This window comes from Pseudomonas sp. CLCA07 (assembly GCF_053615335.1).
In genome coordinates, this window is the sequence record NZ_CM132131.1 from 6,345,267 (window position 1) to 6,362,952 (window position 17,686).

A 17,686-nucleotide genomic window follows, 5' to 3' on the forward strand; every position below is an offset into this window, starting at 1 on the left:
CGCAACAATCGCCACTCGCTATCGATACCCTTACGGTGTGTCTGGCGCATTCATCTTCTGGATCACCAGCCCGATGAACGCCGACACGGCGAGTGGCAGCTGCCGGCGGCTCGGGTACAGCACGTTCAGTCCATAGCCTTTGGGCTGGTATTGCGGCAGCACCGGGACGAGCACGCCGGCCTCTACTTCAAGCCTGGCCATCACGGGCGGCAGCAGCGCGATACCCAGCCCGGCCGCGGCAGCCTTGCGCAGGGCCTGGGCGGTATTGCCGCTGAAGCGCCCGGCAACTTGCACTTCTTCCTCGCCATCGGGACCGACCAAACGCCATGTGGCGTGGCCGCCGGGTTGCGCGGAGATCACGCAGTCGTGGCTCGCCAGTTCCTGCAACGTGCGGGGTGAACCACGCTCCGCGATATAGGCGGGGCTGGCCACCATCCCGACGCTAAGCGGGGCAAGGATCTGACGGCCTACATAGCCCGAGTCGCGCAATGGCCCGCCGCGAAAGGCGACGTCGATCTGCTCTGCGATCAGATCGGCTTTCGCATCGCTGAGCACGAAATCGAGTCGCACACGCGGATGCGCGGCCAGAAACTCGGTGACCCATTCCATCTGGAAAAAGTCGAAAAAGTCGGCCGGAGCCCCCACGCGCACCAGCCCACTGGGCTCGTTGCTGCCCGTCATTAACGCCTGTCCCGCTTCGAGCAGGCCATCGACGGCACCCACGCATCGCTCGTGAAAGCCTTGGCCGGCACTGGTGAGCGTGAGCTTGCGAGTGGAGCGTTGCAGCAGCCGCGTGCCGAGCTGCGCTTCGAGCTGCTGGATGCGGCGACTCACGGTATTGGCTGGCATGCCCAGCCGTCGTGCCGCTTCGGCAAAGCTGCCGTAGCGTACAACCTGCACAAACATGGCGATGTCATTGAGGTCGATCATGACGGGGCATTCCTGCCGCTGGTGGACGAGTGCAATCCAATTGTATCGACTAATCAAGCAATCGCCCCGGCCTTATGGTTTGAGGCATCGGGCCTACAGCCTCCCAACTTCGCACAGCAGGTTTACCCATGACCCTACTACAAACTCAAATCGGTACTCGCTCTACCCGCGAAACCATCACCGACCGCGCAATTAGCTACCGCACCACCGGTAGCGGGCATGGCGCTGTTGTCCGGTTGATGAGTCCTTCCGATCTGGGCCACCTGATCAAGCCTTTTGTGTTCCTCGACCTGTTTGAAGGTGAGAGCTCATTCATCAACGGCATGCCAATGCACCCGCACTCGGGCATCGCCACCGTCACCGTTATTACCGAAGGTGATTTGCGCTTCGAAGATGCTGATTCGGGTAAGGGGATGATTGACTATGGCGGTGTCGAATGGATGCGGGCCGGAGGTGGCGTCTGGCACGGCAAGGAAATGTCGGTCGGTACATCGAAGCGAATTCAGGGGTTTCAACTGTGGGTGGCACTCCCGCCGGCGTTGGAAAACGCCAGTGTCGACAGCCAATACATCGAGTCAAGGGTAATGCCTGAAGTGGGGCCTGCGCGCGTGATTCTCGGATTGTATCAAGGGGTTCAAAGCCCGGTCCGCGCTCCCGCCGGGATGAACTACCTGCTGGTCACGCTACCCGCCGGGGAATCCTGGACCTATGATCCACCCAATGGACACGAGTCATTGTGGTTGAGTGTCAGCCGCGGAACCCTTTCCGTTCCCGGTGTGGTCATGGCGGGAGAAATGGTCATCTTCGAGCCAGGTAACGGTGCCGTTACGCTCAAGGCCATGCACAAGGATACGGTCTTCGTGATCGGCTCGGCAGAACCTCATCCCTACGATCTGGCTCTGGGGAACTACTCGGTGCACACCAACCCGCACGCCTTGCGGTCGGGGGAGGCGAAAATTGCCGAGATTGGCGCCCGGCTGCGTGAATACCTGAAAAAGTCAAACGGGTCAGCCAGCGTACCGGTTTTCAAGTGACCCACTGAAACTCTGATGCTTTTGCTGTTGGTCGATTTCAGCCTGTCGCGAAGGGCTATAAACGACCCATGTCTGACGGCAGGCAAACTACTGAGCTGCTAGTGTTAGTCAGCACGCCGTCAAAGTCTCAGCAGTCTCATGGGGCATCCGGCGCTATGCCTACGCTGTTGTCCATCGGCGGCGGGGTAATCCAAGGTGTTTCAAACCGATCGAATGGTTCTGAACCGAGGAAAAAATCATGGCGAAGGTACTTGTTCTCTATTACTCAATGTACGGTCACCTCGAAACGATGGCTGGCGCAGTGGCCGAAGGCGCACGATCCGTACCCGGCACCGATGTGACTCTCAAGCGTGTCGCCGAAACCATCCCGGCCGAACAGGCAGCTGCCATCGGCGTCAAACTCGACCAGAAGGCACCGGTGGCGACACCTGACGAGCTTGGCAATTACGATGCCATCATCTTTGGTACACCGACGCGCTTTGGCAATATGGCAGGACAGATGCGTACGTTTCTCGACCAAACCGGCGGACTGTGGATGAGCGGCGCGCTGGTCGGGAAAATCGGCAGTGTCTTTGCGTCGACCGGCACCCAGCACGGTGGCCAGGAAACCACTATTACGTCGTTCCACAGCACACTCCTGCATCAGGGAATGGTCATCGTGGGTGTGCCTTATTCCTGTGCAGGGCTGACTAACATGAGCGAGATCACCGGCGGTACGCCCTATGGCGCGACCACCCTGGCAGGTGCCGACGGAAAACGACAACCGTCACAGAATGAACTGGATATTGCGCGCTTCCAGGGTAAGCACGTCGCTGAGCTTGCAAAAAAGCTCGCCGGTTAATCCGCGATGGACCAGCACTTTCAAATGATTGGTACGACGGTTGGCAAACAAAAAAGCACACAGTGCGGCTGCGCTGCACCAGACGCCGTGACCACCTGCGCTATCAAAGCAGGCATCGTTCCGGGTGCTCCGGCCTGAAGGTTCGCTGGTGCGGGCCTTTTTTGGTAATTCACATCACTCAATGCTCATGGGCATGCGAATGGATGGTGAGGGCACCAGGTACCTTGGTGCGTTCGAGCCCCCCACGTTCCAGCCACCGGAGGGTCTGCTCATAGGCACGCTGCAGCAAAGACTCGGTCTGGTCAAAGTTGAAAACCGAGACATCCACCGGGCACAAGGGCGGGACGATGTGCAAACTGGTGAAAGTGCGGAAGTGTTCGATGTCGCTCACCAGTTGGCGCATGCTCATCAGATTGACGGTGTGCAGGGCTAAGGCGACCAGTCCTCGGGGAGGTTGCGTTAGGTCGCAACTCATTCCGGTGGGGATTACCACGACGTTGGTGGCTCCCAAGGCTACGGCAGTCGAAATAGGTGTATTGCTTGCCACGCCGCCGTCAACCAGGAACTGATCGGCGATTTGTACGCAGGGGAACACCAGCGAAATGGCAGCGCTGGCCAGTAACGCCTGCTCGAGTTCGCCACTGGACAGAACCGTCTCGGCACCACTGAGCAGGTTGGTGGTGACGATGTATAAGGGCAGCACCGCATCCTCAATGCGGTGAATGGGCAGTGCCTGACCCAGCAGCCGGTTCAAGGCCGACGGCTGCAACAGATAGCCACGCCGTTTGATCAATCCTCTACAGGTATCGAACCAAGAGAGGGGGAAAATGTCAGTTTTACTCAGTCCGCGCCAGAATCCGGCGAGCGCCTCGACGCCGTCGGAATCGGGCCTTGCGGCAAAGTAGGCACCGTTGATAGCGCCTACCGAAGCGCCAACCACCATATCGCATCGAACATTGGCCTCAACCAGGGCCCGCAACATGCCCACCTGCACCGCCCCCAAACTGCCACCGCCAGCGAATACGATTGCGGTTTTGGTCGCCATGGCGGAAGTCTCTGTGCGGAATGTATCGAATTATTGTAGCTGGCGGGTCGGCATTACTTCCGGCAGCCCGCCACATGATCGATATTTCGCAAGTTAGGAGTTACGGACCATGCCGAATCCCAACGGAAACGGGATGAATGCGTAACATTTCCGGTGATAGGAGATCAGTCTCTTGAGACCACGTTCCGGGAAGCCCCCGAGGTGGGGCTCCTTTGAGCATTGCGAGCAGGTCAAGCTTCATATGATCGTCTGCTTTTGGCCGTTTTCTGCCCGTCGCGAGAGACAGAAAGCGACCCAGAGCCGTCGTTCGCTTCCACCGCAAGCAAACCCAATCTGATGGTTTGCGGACGATCACATCTCTGCGAAGCAAACATACAAAACTTCCGACAGCGATAGTGTCGTGAGATCAATCGCAAGGGCGCGCTATTTGATCTGCACAATGACCGGACCTTCCGTTACGATCGGCGGGTTCGCGTGGATATCCGAGGCATTTTTCTGAATCCAGTGACGCGCGACTTCCAAGCTCGCATCGCTGCCGGCCTTGTCCGTGCACACAGTCACCGACGTTCCACCATCACCAGTATTCAACAGTGTGTAGCTTACGAGGCCAGGCACTGTCCGCAGGGTAGCTTCGACGTCGGCATTGCGCTCTTCTAAACGCTCGAAAAGCTGCTTTGCTCCAGCACCCAAGTAGGTTCTTATAACCGCATACATAGTTGTCTCCTTTGGGAGTACCGTCTTGATGCCAATTCGGATCCGCTGATGGCCGCGATCACTCAGGTTTCAGTTCGCCCCGATTTATTAAGCTTAGCCAAACGCCGGCGACAAGCGGAATGCAACGATCACCGGCCAATTTTGGCTGAGAGCTGTCAGCCGATCTATCGCGTAATTTCGTCTGCCAAGCACGCCAGAGGGGTTTAATCTCTAGTTACATCCCTCCCCTCAAGGTGTAGGACGATGACGACATCCCAGCTGGAACAGTTTAAAGAGCAGCAAAAACTGCTCCACGAGCAACAACGCGATCAAGAAGCCAAGCTCAACGAGCAACGGAAGTACCCCTACGGGCCTTGGCGCGAGGTTTTTTGGTATCCCCTCGGTGGCCCTAGTCCTGATATGCATCGGCGTAATGATAGGCTTTGGAGCGGTTAAGCTTGCTTTGCTTCTGTTTTAAAGCCAGTCGCGCAACGGTCGCTATTGGCCGCTTTTTGCCTTTCGCGACTGGCTGAAGTCGACCCAAACCGGTCATTCGTGACGGGCAGAAAACGGCCAAAATCTTCCCGTAACAACAGACCGGAAATGGCCCAAAGCTCTCATCGTAAATCCACAAAAGGAGGGCATGGTTTTCGCTGTTTTCAGCGTCGCGCAGACAGCTGTTGCGGCGCCAAAAATGCATCGTGGAAATAGTTACGAAACGCCTGCATCGCCGGGCTGAATTCGCGCTCGCGATGCCACGCCAGTCCGACACTCATCGGCGTCACCTTGTCGGTGACTGTCAGGGTTTCGATGCGTTTTCCTTCCAGTGACCAGGGGCGGTGCACCAAGTCCGAGAGGATTGCCACGCCGCTGCCATTGGCGACCATGCTGCGCACCGCTTCGACTGAACTGGTACGCACCCGCACGTTTGGCTGCTGATGCGCATGTTCCCAGTAGCGCATGGCGCTTTGTTCGGCTTCGTCGACGGTCAGCAGGATGTAGGGTTCTTTCGCGACGTCGGCGAGGCTGACCGCCGAGCGTTCGCACAACGGATGGTGGCTGGGCAGCCATAACCGCCGTTCGGAGTTGAAGAGAATCTCTGAAACGATGTCCGGGTGCGTGAGGTTGGCGGTAAGCACCACGGCCATATCAAAACGACCTTCCAACAAGCCTTGTTCAATCGCTTGCCGTTCCTGTTCATGGACTTCAATGGCCACGTCCGGATGCCAGTGTTCCAGGCGCTGCAAATGGTGCGGCAGGAAATAACCGATCACCGTGTAGCTCGCCGCCAAGCGCAACACGCCACTGGCGCGAATGTCCGGCAACGGGCTGTTCAATGCGTCATCGACGCTGCGCAAAATCACGTAGGCCCGATTCAAAAAGTGCCGCCCGGCGTCGGTCAGGCTCATGCCCTGGGCCGAGCGCTGGAACAACAGCGTACCGAGGATGCCTTCCAGTTCCTTGATCGCCGTGGTCACCGCCGACTGGGAAATATTCAGATGAATCGCGGCTTGAGAGATTTGCCCGATCTCGGCGGTGGCGACGAAATAGCGGACTTGGCGCAGGGTCAGGGACATGAGCACTCCGGGCGACGAGGTATCTGTTTTTCAGAAGATGGCCTATCTGATAATAGATCTTCCCAAGGGGTTGGGAGGAATCTAACTTGGCCTGCATCAAGTCACAAGCGTCGGGAGCAAGCGTCATGCAGGCAGTAGATTTCAACTCGGACATGGGCGAAGGCTTTGGCCCCTGGACCATCGGCGATGGCGTCGACAATGAGCTGATGGGCTTTATCAGTTCGGCCAACATCGCCACCGGTTTTCATGCCGGCGACCCTAGCACCATGCGCCGCACCGTCGAGCAGGCCAAGCGCCTGGGCGTGGCCATCGGCGCGCATCCGGGGTTTCGCGACCTGGTTGGTTTTGGCCGTCGGCACATCAATGCGCCGGCCCAGGAACTGGTCGACGACATGCTCTATCAGTTGGGCGCCCTGCGTGAACTCGCCCGGGTTCAAGGCGTGGCCCTGCAACACATCAAACCCCACGGCGCGCTCTACATGCACTTGGCCCGAGACGAAGAGGCCGCCCGTTTGCTGGTGGAAAACCTCCAGCGCCTGGAGCCGGAGTTGCTGTTGTATTGCATGCCCGATTCGGTGATCTGGCGGGTTGCCACGGAACTCGGCCAACCGGTGATCCGCGAGTTCTACGCCGACCGCGAATACGACCTCAGCGGCTCCATCGTCTTCACCCGCAACGTGCGGGCTTACGACCCGGCCCATGTCGCCGAGCGAGTGCTGCGTGCTTGCCAAAAAGGCGTGGTGCGCACCGTCGAGGGCGAAGACCTGGCGATTGAATTCGATTCCATCTGTTTGCACAGCGACACGCCGGGTGCCCTGGCGTTGGTCGAAGCCACGCGTCATGCACTTGATGGCGCGGGCATAGAGGTCCGAGCACCGCGCTGAGACCGAACGAAAACACCTGGCACACAAGCGCCAGGGTTTGCCCACCGATTCACTTTTTGCCTGCCTTTCTACAACTATTCCAAGAGGAACAGACATGGCTGAACACACTGTAATCACCCCGTTGCCGGGGACCTTCTACCGCAAAGCCACCCCGGAATCGGCGAACTTCGTCGAGGTCGGCGCGCAGGTCAGCGCCGACACGGTAATTGGCCTGATCGAGGTCATGAAACAGTTCTCCGAACTGACCGCCGGGACGGCCGGTCGCCTCAGTGCCTTTTTGGTAGAAGACGGTGATCCGGTGGAGCCGGGTCAAGTCGTCGCAACACTCGACGACGAGTGAGGGTGCGATCATGACCCAAGCCATTCATAAACTGCTGGTCGCCAACCGTGGCGAGATCGCCGTGCGGATTATCCGCGCCGCCAAAGAACTGGGCATTCCCACCGTTGCTGCGTGCAGTGAGGCGGACGTCGATTCCCAGGCCGCGCGCATGGCCGATGAGGTGCACATTCTTGGCCCGGCCCGTGCCGACAAAAGTTACCTGAACGTCGAGGCCTTGCTCGGCGCCTTGAAAGCCACGGGCGCCAACGCGGTGCATCCCGGTTACGGCTTTCTGTCGGAGAACGCCGATTTCGCCGAAGCGGTGGTGGCTGCCGGCGCCATTTTCGTCGGCCCGAGCGCGGAGACGATCCGGCGCATGGGCGATAAAGCCGAGGCACGGCGTACCGCACAAGCCGCTGGCGTGCCGGTGGTACCGGGTTCGCCGGGTGAACTGTTCGACGTCGAGTCGGCGCTCAAGGCTGCTGAATCCGTTGGCTTCCCGTTGTTGATCAAAGCTTCGGCCGGTGGCGGCGGGCGCGGTATTCGGCTGGCGGAAAACGCCGAGCAACTGAGCGAAGAATTTCCCCGTTCCCAGCGCGAAGCCCAAGCGGCGTTTGGCAATGGCGCGGTGTATCTGGAGCGGTTTATCAGCCGGGCCCGGCATATTGAAGTGCAGGTGTTGGGCGACGGTCAGCACGCGGTGCATTTGTTTGAGCGCGAGTGTTCGCTGCAACGGCGCCGGCAGAAAATCTTCGAAGAAGCGCCGTCGCCAGTTCTCAGCCAACAGCAACGGGAAACCCTCTGCGAAAGTGCCGTGCGCCTGACCGAATCTTTGGGCTACAAGGGCGCCGGCACCCTGGAATACCTGTATGACGACGCCACTGGCGAGTTCTTCTTTATCGAGATGAACACGCGGATTCAGGTGGAGCACCCGGTCAGCGAACTGATCACCGGCATCGACCTGGTCCAGGCCATGTTGCGCATCGCTGGCGGCGAGCCGCTGGGCTTCAAGCAAAGTGACATCCGACTCAACGGCGCCGCCCTGCAAATGCGCCTGAACGCTGAAGACCCGGCGCGGGATTTCTTCCCGAGTCCAGGCCTGGTCGAGGAACTGATCTGGCCGAACGGCGAGGGCATTCGCGTCGATACGCATCTGTATCAAGGCTACCGTGTGCCGCCGTACTATGACTCGCTGCTGGCCAAACTGATTATTCACGGTGCGGATCGCGCCGAAGCCCTGGCCCGAGCGCGAATGGCGGTGGCGCACACCACGCTCACCGGCATGGCCAACACCTTGGCGTTGCACGGTGAATTGCTGGAACAACCGTGGTTGCACAGCGCCGACTTTCACACCGGCACCCTGGAAACCTGGCTGACCGAGCGCCGCAGCGGAGGTGAAGCATGAGTACTCCCATCCGCTACAGCTTTGGCGCCGATGAGCATTTGTTTGCCGAAGTCAGCGACAGCATGTCCCTGGACGCGTTCTTCAAAGGCCTGGCCGTCACCCGCGCCGTGGAACGGCTGGCGCTGGATGGCGTGCTCGATATCTGCCTGGCCAACGCGTCATTCCAGATTCGTTTCGACCCGGATCACATCGCCCCTCACACCTTGCTCGAAGCGGTAAAAATCGCCGAGGCAGGAGCCGTTGCCGAGCGCACGTTGCAGACGCGGATTATCGAGATTCCGGTGCTCTACAACGATCCCTGGACCCACGAAACCCTGATGCGTTTTCGCGACCGCCATCAAGACCCGAGCGCCACGGACCTTGAATACGCCGCACGAATCAACGGTCTGGCCGACGTCGATGCATTCATCGCGGCCCACAGTGGCGCGCCGTGGTTTGTCTCGATGGTCGGCTTCGTTGCGGGGCTGCCGTTCATGTTCCAGATGGTCGAGCGCGAGCGTCAGTTGCAGGTGCCCAAGTACCTGCGCCCGCGCACCGACACACCGAAATTGACCCTTGGTCACGGCGGTTGCTTTGGTTGCATTTACTCGGTGCGCGGCGCCGGCGGTTATCAGATGTTTGGCGTCACCCCCGCGCCGATCTACGACCCGCAACAGAATCTCGCGTACCTGAAAGAACACATGGTGTTTTTCCGTCCAGGCGACATCGTGCAGTTCAAACCGATGGACCGTGAAGCCTACGACCACGCGGTGGCCGAAGTGGAAGCCGGGTGCTTTGATCTGCGGATTCGGCCGGTGGAGTTTTCGCTGGACGCGTTCCTCGCCGATCCCGTTGGCTATCCCAAGTCGTTGCAGGAGGTGTTGGCATGATCAAGGTCCTCAAACCCGGCCTCGCCACATCGGTACAAGACCTGGGCCGTGAAGGGTATTACCACTTGGGCATTCCGCCGTCCGGCGCGCTTGATCAATACGCCTTGAGCGCGGCCAATCAATTGGTCGGCAACCCGGCAGGTTTGGCGGCGCTGGAATGCACGCTGCTCGGACCTGAGTTGGAGTTTCAGCAGGATGCATTGGTGGCGGTCAGCGGCGCGCACATGACGCCACGGGTCGATGGCGTGGAAATGCACCACGACACCGCGTTCACCGTGAAGGCCGGGCAAGTGCTGCGCTTTGACTTTCCCAAGGCTGGTGCCCGCGCTTATGTGGCGGTGGCCGGCGGCATTGATGTGCCGGTGGTGCTCGGCAGTCGCTCCACCTATGCGCTAGGCGCGCTCGGCGGTTTTCAGGGGCGACGCCTGATTGCAGGCGACGAATTGCCGGTGGGCATCGCCAGTGGCAAGAGCCGCGCCGGGGCCAGTTTGCCCATGGCGTTACGGCAATCATTGGGTGGCGAAATCACCCTGCGGGTGGTGCCCGGTTTGTACTACCACCGCTTGACCGAATCGGCGGCGAAGAGCTTTTTCGCCGAGCCGTGGACGGTCGGTTCGGAAGCCGACCGCATCGGCTATCGCTTCAAGGGCGGCAGCGCGCTGAGCTTTCAGCCCCGGGAGCAGCCGTTCGGCGCCGGTTCCGATCCGTCGAACATCGTCGACAGTTGCTACCCGATCGGCTCGATCCAGGTGCCCGCCGGGCTCGAACCCATCGTGCTGCACCGTGATGCGGTGTCCGGTGGCGGCTACGCGATGATTGGCACGGTGATCAGCGCCGACCTCGATTTGATCGGCCAGATGCAACCCAACCAGAAGGCCCGCTTTGTCGCGGTAACCCTCGAAGAGGCGCTGGAAGCGCGACGTTCCTATAAGAAAAAACTCAGCTGCCTGAGCAAGCTGTTCCCTTCCTGATTCTGCCCGCCGTCTAGCGCGGGCCATGCCAAACGGTACGCCAACGCCGCACTTCGGTGCGGTGACGGCTGCCCGCGCTTCAACCTTTGACTGGTTTTGGAGTTCACGCATATGGCTGCTTTATCGCAATCGAGTCAAACCGGGCAAGACCCGGCGCATCATCCTGTTCCCACCGAAGCGCGCATGGGTCGACTGTCCCTGACCATGGCCTGGTGGGCGGTGTGCAGTGCGATGTTTTACATCGTGGTGGGTGCTTCATTGGCGTTGTCGTTCGGTGCGCGCAATGCTCTGATCGGCATGGTCCTGTCGGTGATCAGTTATGGACTGGTCAACAGCGTGCTCAGCCGCTTTGCGATTCGCAGCGGTTTGTCGGTGGCGTTGTTTTCACGGCTGTTGTTCGGCAGCACCGGGGCGTGCCTGGCGACGTTGATTTTCTTCTCGACCGCGATCTATTACGCGGTGTTCGAAGGTTCGGTGATCGCCGTCGCGCTCAATCACCTGTACCCGGAACTGGTCTATCCGCTGGCGGCATTGGCGGTGGTGCTCTACAGCGTGCCGATGATCCTGGGCAGCGTGCAGCACTGGCTGGACAAGCTCAACGGCGTGTTGCTGCCGGTGTACCTCGGTGGTTTGCTGGTGGCGGTGGGGCTATCGATCAGCCGTTATGGCTACCAGTCGCAATGGCTGGATTTCGGCCCGGCAACGCCTAGTGCATTCGGCTGGTGGGATTGTTTTGTCGCCTACATGGGCGTCTGGGTGTTGATGCTGTTCACCTTCGACTATGCGCGTTTCGGCAAGCCTGAAGACGCCGAGTACCACGGTCGCTGGAACTTCGGCATGCCGTTCTACGCGGTGACGTTTCTGCTCAACGGCGCGGCGGGCATTTACCTGGTCAGCAGCATTCCCCACGAAGGCGCGCTGAACGAAGTCTCGGTGGTGATGGCGATTTTGCAGTTGATGGGCCTGTGGGGATTGCTGTTTGTCTGGGCCACGCAAACCCGGATCAACACCGCCAACTATTACTTGGCGACCCTGAACATGCAGGCGTTCTTTGGTCGATTTGGCCTTCGCGGTTCGTACCTGATGTGGGCAGTGGCGGTGGGGGGGATCGTCTACGGCTTGATGCTCGCAGACGTGTTTGCCTACATCCTCAAGGCGTTGGCCTATCAGGGGATTTTCGTGGTGGCCTGGGTGGGTGTGGCGTTGGCGCAGATTGTCTACGGACGCAGTGACGTGGCAGCGCTCGAACGGGCGGTCGCGTTTAACCCGGTGGGCTTGACGGCCTGGTTTGGCGCCACAGCATTGGGTCTTGCGTTGATGTTTTCCGGCGGCGGCCTGAGCAGCTTTTCCGCGCCATCTACCGTGATAGTTGCATTTGCCTTGCAAGCAGGCTTATCCCATCGAAGCCGGTTGCGGTTACGGTTGGCAGAGTAGAGTTTTGCAGTCACTCATCCCGTACCCGCCTGCTCTAACAAGGTAGAGCGGGCAATGGGAATCTCATTATGAATTCGCTGATGGGTTTCCAATGACTGCTTCTGGCCGGTTTCTGCCAATCGTAAGTCATCAGTTTAGGCGCGCAGACGACAGCACGGAGGTTCGTCTCTAAGGCCGACTCACTGCAATTCCACCATCACGCCACTGGCAGTGGCGAGCACTTAGGGGTCGATATCTGACACACCTTGATGATCCCTGACGCCGACAATCGGGTGCATTGCTGACACCTTTGACGCGGCGCGGAGATCGACATGGCTATCAGTGTTTTGACTTATTCAAGATTGGAATCGGCCACTCCAGTTCCCATACCTTCGCCCCTCTGCGTACAGGGGCTCTGTTTGTCGAGGCCTTGCGCGCACGGTTGGCGTTCAGCTCCATCGAGTGCTGAATGACCTTGACCAAAGGGGAGGGCGGGAAATGCTACAACTGACCGAATCTGGCCGACCACAACCGCCGGTGCTGCATATTGGTTTCTGGTTGGTGGAAGCCTTCGATTTTTATGCCCTGGCCAGTGCGCTGGAGCCATTACGACTGGCCAATCAGTTAACGGGCCGCTGTGTTTGCCAGTGGCAAATTCTTAGCCTGGGTGGACGCCAACTGAAGGCCAGCAACGGAATTTCCACCGCCACTGCATCGCTGGAACAGTCACAAACGCTTGATGTGCTAATCCTCTGTGGCGACGACTCACCGCATCTTCGGACGGATCATCCAGAGCTTCACGCGCAGCTGACCCACTGGGCTGCGCAACCGATTGGCCTGGGAGCATTGGGCAACGCGGGTTGGCTGCTGGCGCAGATTGGCGCCCTGGATGGATTCCGCTGCAGCTTGCCGGAGCCTGCCTCATCTTTGGCGCTTGCTACATACAGCGGGTTGACGCCGGTAGCCGCACCGTTCTGTGTCGACCGCCAGCGCCTGACCTGCGTCGGCCCGCAGGCCGCTCAAGGATTGATGCACGAACTCCTCGCCCGGACCCACGGTCGTGGTTTGATACTGCGCATGGAAAAACATGCAGCACGCCAGGCCCGGCCGTTACTGCCCCTGCATGACGCGCCGGCGAAGCTGCAGGCAACACTGGCATTAATGAGCGAGCACTTGAGCCCAACGCTGGGTATCGACGAACTGGCCGAGACTATGGGGATCTCCCGGCGACATCTCGAACGGCTGTTCAAACGCAGTTTGGGTTGCTCACCTTCTCGACACTACCTGGACTTGCGACTGCAACAGGCGCGTCAGCTGTTGCGCTCCGGTGATAGGTCCCTGTTGGTTGTCGCTCGGGAGTGCGGATTCGTTTCGCTGAAACATTTCTATCGCTGTTATCGCCAATACTTCGGTGCCCACCCTCGTGAGCATTTGGCCGCGAACATGCTCACGAAGGTGCAGAGTCAGTCGCCCTCTACGAATGCACCGCTCTCATCTCGAGCAAGCGCGTTCCCACACTGATCGCGTCAGCCTTTTCCAATGCCCCCTTCAAGCGGCTTTTCTCGCGCTTGCCGGGGGCATTTTGGTTTCTGCATTAGGGCGTTGAACGGGCGCTGCCGGAAATAGCGGATATGACCAACTACAGGTCGGATTTGCGCAAAAAAACTCAGTTTGCATCTGTTCGAATGACATTCAGTGGCCCGCCAGATTGGCGCCTTCTGTAGCTCAATCAATGACAAGGATAAATGACATGCAAATGCCGAAAACCATCCAGATCAAGAACGGCGAAAAAGTGAGCCCGACGTTCTCTGCTCAGGAATACGCTAACCGCCAGGCCAAATTGCGGGCTTATCTCGCTCAGAACAATATCGACGCGGCAGTCTTCACGTCCTATCACAACATCAATTACTACAGCGATTTCCTGTATTGCTCTTTCGGCCGTCAGTACGCACTGGTCGTGACCCAGGACACGGCCGTAACCATCAGCGCCAACATCGATGGCGGTCAGCCATGGCGCCGTACTGTAGGTACTGAAAACATCGTCTATACCGACTGGCAGCGCGATAACTACTTCGTCGCGATCCAGCAAGCCTTGCCCAAAGCCGGGCGCATCGGCATTGAGTTCGACCATCTGAATTTGCTTAACCGCGACAAACTTGCCAGCCGCTATCCGCAGGCTGAACTGGTCGATATCGCCTCACCGTGCATGCGGATGCGAATGATCAAGTCCGCCGAAGAACACGCGATCATCCGTCATGGTGCGCGGGTGGCGGACATTGGTGGTGCCGCCATCATCGAAGCCTTGCGTGACCAAGTTCCAGAGTATGAGGTAGCCCTGCATGCCACCCAGGCAATGGTGCGCGAAATAGCCCGAACCTTCCCGGATTCCGAGCTGATGGACACGTGGACCTGGTTCCAGTCCGGCATCAATACCGATGGCGCCCATAACCCGGTAACGTCGCGAAAGGTCAACAAAGGTGACATCCTCAGCCTCAATTGTTTCCCGATGATCGCCGGTTACTACACTGCACTTGAGCGCACATTATTCCTGGACCACTGCTCCGACGAGCATCTGCGGTTGTGGGAAGTTAACGTCAAGGTGCACGAGGCCGGTCTGAAACTGATCAAACCGGGTATGCGTTGCTGCGACATCGCGTTGCAATTGAACGAGATCTTCCTTGAACACGATCTGTTGCAATACCGCACCTTCGGTTACGGCCACTCCTTCGGAACGCTGAGCCACTACTACGGACGTGAAGCCGGACTGGAACTGCGCGAAGACATCGACACCGTACTGGAACCGGGGATGGTGGTTTCAATCGAACCCATGATCATGCTGCCCGAAGGTCTTCCGGGTGCCGGTGGTTATCGTGAACACGACATCCTGATCGTCAACGAACAGGGTGGAGAAAACATCACCAAATTCCCATACGGCCCTGAACACAACATCATCAAAAAGTAAAACCCGGCGCCGCACAGTGAACCTGTGCGGCGTTTTGATTTGATGAGTGGCAAAAAATCTTCCCGGCGGCTGAGATAAACCGGAAAAAAACAACGCATGCACGCCACGAGCGCGCAGCATCTACTGACCCTTAACCCTGCCAAGTAAAACAATAGAGGGTATATGTCATGTTCTTCGTCCCGATCTCCAATCTCGATCACCGCACCTCTACTACCGGAGGTGCCAAATGAGCACCCAAAGTGCAAGCCTGACACCGACCCTGGCCCAGAAACTTGAACAGACGTCCGAGCGCAAGGCCTTGCGGCGCGCAGCCAGTGCCAGTTTCATGGGTAACTTCGTCGAGTGGTTCGACTATGCGGCCTACGGCTATCTGGCCACCGTCATCGCGCTAACGTTCTTTCCGCAAACCGACAAGGCCACTGCACTGCTGGCGACCTTTGCGGTGTTCGCGCTGTCGTTTATTGTCCGACCGTTGGGAGGATTGGTTTGGGGGCACTTCGGTGACAAGTACGGACGGCGCAGTGCGTTGTCCTGGTCGATTTTGATCATGTCCATCTCGACCTTCTGCATCGGCATTCTGCCGACCTACAACCATATCGGCCTGTGGGCACCGGCGTTGTTGTTGCTGATTCGCTTGTTCCAAGGCTTTTCCGCTTCGGGTGAATACGCCGGGGCATCGGCCTTTCTTGCCGAATATGCCCCCGAGGGTAAACGCGGTTTGTACACCAGCATCGTCCCGGCGAGCACGGCGGCTGGCTTGCTATTCGGTGCGGTGTTTGTCGCCGGACTGCATGCGTGGATGAGTGTCGAGGATCTGCACAGTTGGGGTTGGCGCTTGCCCTTTTTGTTAGCCGCGCCATTTGGCTTGGTGGGGCGCTATATCCGGATGAGTTTGCAGGACACGCCGAAATTCCTGGAGATGGAAAAACGCCTTGAAGCGAAGGAGTGCGCGACCCACGCTCCGGTTCGTGAATTGCTGACCGTGCACCGACGCAGCGTGATGATCGGGATCGGCGTGACCTGCCTGAATGCCGTGGCGTTTTACCTGTTGCTCAGTTACATGCCGACCTACCTGTCCACTGAAATGGGCATGAGCGAGAGTGATTCGTTCCTGGCGTCGACAGTGTCACTGGCGACCTATATCGGGCTGATCTTTCTGATGGGCAAGCTGTCGGATCGGTTCGGGCGCAAGACCATGTTGCTGACGGCGTCGGTATTGTTCCTGGCGCTGACATTTCCGTTGTTCGGGATGCTGGAGAATCAACCGCTGATCGTGATTCTGATGATTCAGATTGCGTTCGGCGCGATCCTGGCGATGAACGATGGCACCTTGCCGTGCTTCCTCGCCGAGATATTTCCCACCCGCGTACGCTTTAGTGGTTTTGCCTTCAGTTTCAACATCGCCAATGCGGTGTTCGGTGGCACCGCGCCGTTTATCGCGACTTGGCTGATTCAACTGACCGGCAACAAAATGGCCCCAGCCTGGTATCTACTGGCGGCAGCGGCGGTGGCATTGGTAGCCATGCTGGCGAGCCGGGAAACTGCGCATAAAGCGTTACAGGACTGACCTTTCTTCGGCGACCTTAAGGGACGCCTTCGCGAGCAGGCTCGCTCCTACAATATGTGGGAGCGAGCCTGCTCGCGAAGAGGCCATTCCAGCTGAAATCAATGTTGAACCCAACCTGAAAATCAATGCAGGGCAGCCACTTGCTTACGCTCACCAATGGGCGATACACCGAAGAAACGGCTGTAGCATTTGGAGAAGTGTGCCGGGGAAACGAAGCCGCAGGCGAGGGCGATATCACGAACCTGGGATTCGCTGCGCAGCAGTAACTGTCGCGCCCGTGAAAGGCGCAGCTCCAGGTAATACTGACTCGGCGTGCGTTGCAGGTGCTTGTGAAACAGGCGCTCCAGTTGCCGCACCGATACCTCGTTCAATCGCGCGAGTTCCTCAAGCCCTACCGGCTCCTCAAGATTGGCTTCCATGATCGCCACCATCTGGCTGAGCTTGGGTTGCGAAGTACCCAGCTTTTGCCGCAATGGAACGCGCTGTTGCTCCTGGGCGCCACGTACCCGATCACACAACAGCAACTCGGCCGCATGGGCTGCGATGTCCCGACCTCCGGGTTCGCGGCTGATTAACTGCAGAGTCATGTCCATGGAGGCCACGCCACCGGAGCAGGTGTAGCGATCACGGTCGAGCTCGAACAGCTGGTTGGAAATAATGATCCCCGGGAAACGCTCCTTCAGCGCTTCGATGTCTTCCCAGTGAATCGTGCAGCGATAACCCTTGAGCAAATCGGCGCGAGCCAACAAGTGGCTTCCAGTGCAAATCCCGCCCAGTGGCACCTGCTCATGTGCCAACTTGCGTAGCCAATTGAGCAATGGTCGGCTGCTGTGATTGGAGACGATCGGGTTTGATCCGACAACAAATAGCATGTCTAGCTTGGGTGCATCGGTAATGCTGTAGTCGGGCAGGATGCGCATACCGTTGCTGGCGGTAACCGGCTCCAGGCTGGCAGCGATGATAACCGTGCGGAACATCGATTTGTGCGCAGCCATATTGGCCATGCGCAGTGTTTCCACGGCGGATGCGAAGCCGATGGTGGTGAAGTTGGGGATGACCAGAAAACCTACGGTTTTCACCGGCCGTTGTTCATTCGCCGAACGTCCTGTGACGGGCTTCGCCGTCTGGAGTTTCGCCATCATTACCGCTCCTCAACTGCATCAGTGACGCGCTCTT

The 17,686-nt window shown here is 58.7% G+C and carries 17 protein-coding genes and 1 pseudogene; 13 read left to right on the plus strand and 5 right to left on the minus strand.

Features of this window, described 5'->3' with window-relative positions; translation table 11 throughout:
* Window positions 1-30: 30 nt before the first annotated feature.
* Window positions 31-930, minus strand: a complete 900-nt coding sequence (locus ACWGZX_RS29060; protein WP_452626560.1) for a LysR substrate-binding domain-containing protein — start codon at window positions 928-930, stop codon at window positions 31-33.
* Window positions 931-1,058: 128 nt separating this feature from the next.
* Here ACWGZX_RS29060 and ACWGZX_RS29065 point away from each other — a divergent pair, with 128 nt between their 5' ends.
* Together ACWGZX_RS29065 and wrbA are read left to right on the plus strand one after the other, a co-directional pair.
* A complete protein-coding gene (locus tag ACWGZX_RS29065; RefSeq protein WP_452626561.1) occupies window positions 1,059-1,964 on the plus strand; it encodes a pirin family protein in 906 nt (301 codons plus the stop codon).
* A 238-nt stretch (window positions 1,965-2,202) separates the two neighbouring features.
* Entirely contained in the window at window positions 2,203-2,805 is a 603-nt protein-coding gene (wrbA, locus tag ACWGZX_RS29070) for an NAD(P)H:quinone oxidoreductase (RefSeq protein WP_452626562.1), read from the plus strand.
* A gap of 178 nt (window positions 2,806-2,983) precedes the next feature.
* Here wrbA and ACWGZX_RS29075 read toward each other — a convergent pair whose 3' ends face one another.
* A complete protein-coding gene (locus ACWGZX_RS29075) occupies window positions 2,984-3,850 on the minus strand; it encodes a patatin-like phospholipase family protein (protein WP_452626563.1) in 867 nt (288 codons plus the stop codon).
* Window positions 3,851-4,273: 423 nt separating this feature from the next.
* On the minus strand, window positions 4,274-4,564 hold the full coding sequence (locus tag ACWGZX_RS29080; RefSeq protein WP_452626564.1) for a hypothetical protein: 291 nt from the start codon (window positions 4,562-4,564) through the stop codon (window positions 4,274-4,276).
* Window positions 4,565-4,807: 243 nt separating this feature from the next.
* On the opposite strand from ACWGZX_RS29080, the gene ACWGZX_RS29085 reads away from it, so the two are divergent.
* On the plus strand, window positions 4,808-4,999 hold the full coding sequence (locus ACWGZX_RS29085) for a hypothetical protein (RefSeq protein ID WP_452626565.1): 192 nt from the start codon (window positions 4,808-4,810) through the stop codon (window positions 4,997-4,999).
* A 203-nt stretch (window positions 5,000-5,202) separates the two neighbouring features.
* Here the strand turns inward: ACWGZX_RS29085 and ACWGZX_RS29090 are convergent, their stop codons facing one another.
* Window positions 5,203-6,120 carry a LysR family transcriptional regulator gene (locus ACWGZX_RS29090; protein WP_047882404.1) on the minus strand — a complete coding sequence of 306 codons (918 nt, stop codon included), beginning with the start codon at window positions 6,118-6,120 and terminating at the stop codon, window positions 5,203-5,205.
* Between the two features lie 125 nt (window positions 6,121-6,245).
* Here ACWGZX_RS29090 and ACWGZX_RS29095 point away from each other — a divergent pair, with 125 nt between their 5' ends.
* The 10 genes and pseudogenes from ACWGZX_RS29095 to ACWGZX_RS29140 all read left to right on the plus strand — a co-directional run bounded on the left by ACWGZX_RS29095 (window position 6,246) and on the right by ACWGZX_RS29140 (window position 16,510).
* Window positions 6,246-7,004 (plus strand): 5-oxoprolinase subunit PxpA, encoded by a 759-nt coding sequence (locus ACWGZX_RS29095; protein ID WP_452626566.1) that lies wholly within the window; start codon window positions 6,246-6,248, stop codon window positions 7,002-7,004.
* 94 nt (window positions 7,005-7,098) lie between these two features.
* Window positions 7,099-7,344 (plus strand): acetyl-CoA carboxylase, encoded by a 246-nt coding sequence (locus ACWGZX_RS29100; RefSeq protein ID WP_095079351.1) that lies wholly within the window; start codon window positions 7,099-7,101, stop codon window positions 7,342-7,344.
* A 10-nt stretch (window positions 7,345-7,354) separates the two neighbouring features.
* On the plus strand, window positions 7,355-8,728 hold the full coding sequence (locus ACWGZX_RS29105; RefSeq protein ID WP_452626567.1) for an acetyl-CoA carboxylase biotin carboxylase subunit: 1,374 nt from the start codon (window positions 7,355-7,357) through the stop codon (window positions 8,726-8,728).
* On the plus strand, window positions 8,725-9,597 hold the full coding sequence (locus ACWGZX_RS29110; RefSeq protein WP_452626568.1) for a 5-oxoprolinase subunit B family protein: 873 nt from the start codon (window positions 8,725-8,727) through the stop codon (window positions 9,595-9,597). The genes ACWGZX_RS29105 and ACWGZX_RS29110 overlap by 4 nt, the downstream gene beginning before the upstream one ends.
* Entirely contained in the window at window positions 9,594-10,568 is a 975-nt protein-coding gene (locus ACWGZX_RS29115; RefSeq protein WP_103315990.1) for a 5-oxoprolinase subunit C family protein, read from the plus strand. The genes ACWGZX_RS29110 and ACWGZX_RS29115 overlap by 4 nt, the downstream gene beginning before the upstream one ends.
* A gap of 111 nt (window positions 10,569-10,679) precedes the next feature.
* Window positions 10,680-12,002, plus strand: coding sequence for a purine-cytosine permease family protein (locus ACWGZX_RS29120; protein ID WP_452626569.1), 1,323 nt, complete (start codon window positions 10,680-10,682; stop codon window positions 12,000-12,002).
* A 289-nt stretch (window positions 12,003-12,291) separates the two neighbouring features.
* Window positions 12,292-12,423, plus strand: a pseudogene (locus ACWGZX_RS29125) (serine dehydratase beta chain); the annotation flags it as partial.
* Between the two features lie 56 nt (window positions 12,424-12,479).
* Window positions 12,480-13,502 carry a GlxA family transcriptional regulator gene (locus ACWGZX_RS29130; RefSeq protein ID WP_452626570.1) on the plus strand — a complete coding sequence of 341 codons (1,023 nt, stop codon included), beginning with the start codon at window positions 12,480-12,482 and terminating at the stop codon, window positions 13,500-13,502.
* Between the two features lie 229 nt (window positions 13,503-13,731).
* Window positions 13,732-14,943 (plus strand): M24 family metallopeptidase, encoded by a 1,212-nt coding sequence (locus ACWGZX_RS29135; RefSeq protein WP_452626571.1) that lies wholly within the window; start codon window positions 13,732-13,734, stop codon window positions 14,941-14,943.
* A gap of 226 nt (window positions 14,944-15,169) precedes the next feature.
* On the plus strand, window positions 15,170-16,510 hold the full coding sequence (locus tag ACWGZX_RS29140) for an MFS transporter (RefSeq protein WP_452626572.1): 1,341 nt from the start codon (window positions 15,170-15,172) through the stop codon (window positions 16,508-16,510).
* A gap of 122 nt (window positions 16,511-16,632) precedes the next feature.
* Here the strand turns inward: ACWGZX_RS29140 and ACWGZX_RS29145 are convergent, their stop codons facing one another.
* Window positions 16,633-17,649, minus strand: a complete 1,017-nt coding sequence (locus ACWGZX_RS29145) for a GlxA family transcriptional regulator (protein WP_452629084.1) — start codon at window positions 17,647-17,649, stop codon at window positions 16,633-16,635.
* Window positions 17,650-17,686 lie beyond the last annotated feature (37 nt).

What these genes read in the sequence shown, in the direction of transcription:
- ACWGZX_RS29105 (WP_452626567.1), top strand. Translation starts at nt 7,355, where the DNA reads ATGACCCAAGCCATTCATAAACTGCTGGTCGCCAACCGTGGCGAGATC.
- ACWGZX_RS29145 (WP_452629084.1), bottom strand. Translation starts at nt 17,649, where the DNA reads ATGGCGAAACTCCAGACGGCGAAGCCCGTCACAGGACGTTCGGCGAAT.
- ACWGZX_RS29100 (WP_095079351.1), top strand. Translation starts at nt 7,099, where the DNA reads ATGGCTGAACACACTGTAATCACCCCGTTGCCGGGGACCTTCTACCGC.
- wrbA (WP_452626562.1), top strand. Translation starts at nt 2,203, where the DNA reads ATGGCGAAGGTACTTGTTCTCTATTACTCAATGTACGGTCACCTCGAA.
- ACWGZX_RS29075 (WP_452626563.1), bottom strand. Translation starts at nt 3,850, where the DNA reads ATGGCGACCAAAACCGCAATCGTATTCGCTGGCGGTGGCAGTTTGGGG.
- ACWGZX_RS29120 (WP_452626569.1), top strand. Translation starts at nt 10,680, where the DNA reads ATGGCTGCTTTATCGCAATCGAGTCAAACCGGGCAAGACCCGGCGCAT.
- ACWGZX_RS29115 (WP_103315990.1), top strand. Translation starts at nt 9,594, where the DNA reads ATGATCAAGGTCCTCAAACCCGGCCTCGCCACATCGGTACAAGACCTG.
- ACWGZX_RS29060 (WP_452626560.1), bottom strand. Translation starts at nt 930, where the DNA reads ATGATCGACCTCAATGACATCGCCATGTTTGTGCAGGTTGTACGCTAC.
- ACWGZX_RS29130 (WP_452626570.1), top strand. Translation starts at nt 12,480, where the DNA reads ATGCTACAACTGACCGAATCTGGCCGACCACAACCGCCGGTGCTGCAT.
- ACWGZX_RS29140 (WP_452626572.1), top strand. Translation starts at nt 15,170, where the DNA reads ATGAGCACCCAAAGTGCAAGCCTGACACCGACCCTGGCCCAGAAACTT.
- ACWGZX_RS29085 (WP_452626565.1), top strand. Translation starts at nt 4,808, where the DNA reads ATGACGACATCCCAGCTGGAACAGTTTAAAGAGCAGCAAAAACTGCTC.
- ACWGZX_RS29095 (WP_452626566.1), top strand. Translation starts at nt 6,246, where the DNA reads ATGCAGGCAGTAGATTTCAACTCGGACATGGGCGAAGGCTTTGGCCCC.
- ACWGZX_RS29065 (WP_452626561.1), top strand. Translation starts at nt 1,059, where the DNA reads ATGACCCTACTACAAACTCAAATCGGTACTCGCTCTACCCGCGAAACC.
- ACWGZX_RS29135 (WP_452626571.1), top strand. Translation starts at nt 13,732, where the DNA reads ATGCAAATGCCGAAAACCATCCAGATCAAGAACGGCGAAAAAGTGAGC.
- ACWGZX_RS29110 (WP_452626568.1), top strand. Translation starts at nt 8,725, where the DNA reads ATGAGTACTCCCATCCGCTACAGCTTTGGCGCCGATGAGCATTTGTTT.
- ACWGZX_RS29090 (WP_047882404.1), bottom strand. Translation starts at nt 6,120, where the DNA reads ATGTCCCTGACCCTGCGCCAAGTCCGCTATTTCGTCGCCACCGCCGAG.
- ACWGZX_RS29080 (WP_452626564.1), bottom strand. Translation starts at nt 4,564, where the DNA reads ATGTATGCGGTTATAAGAACCTACTTGGGTGCTGGAGCAAAGCAGCTT.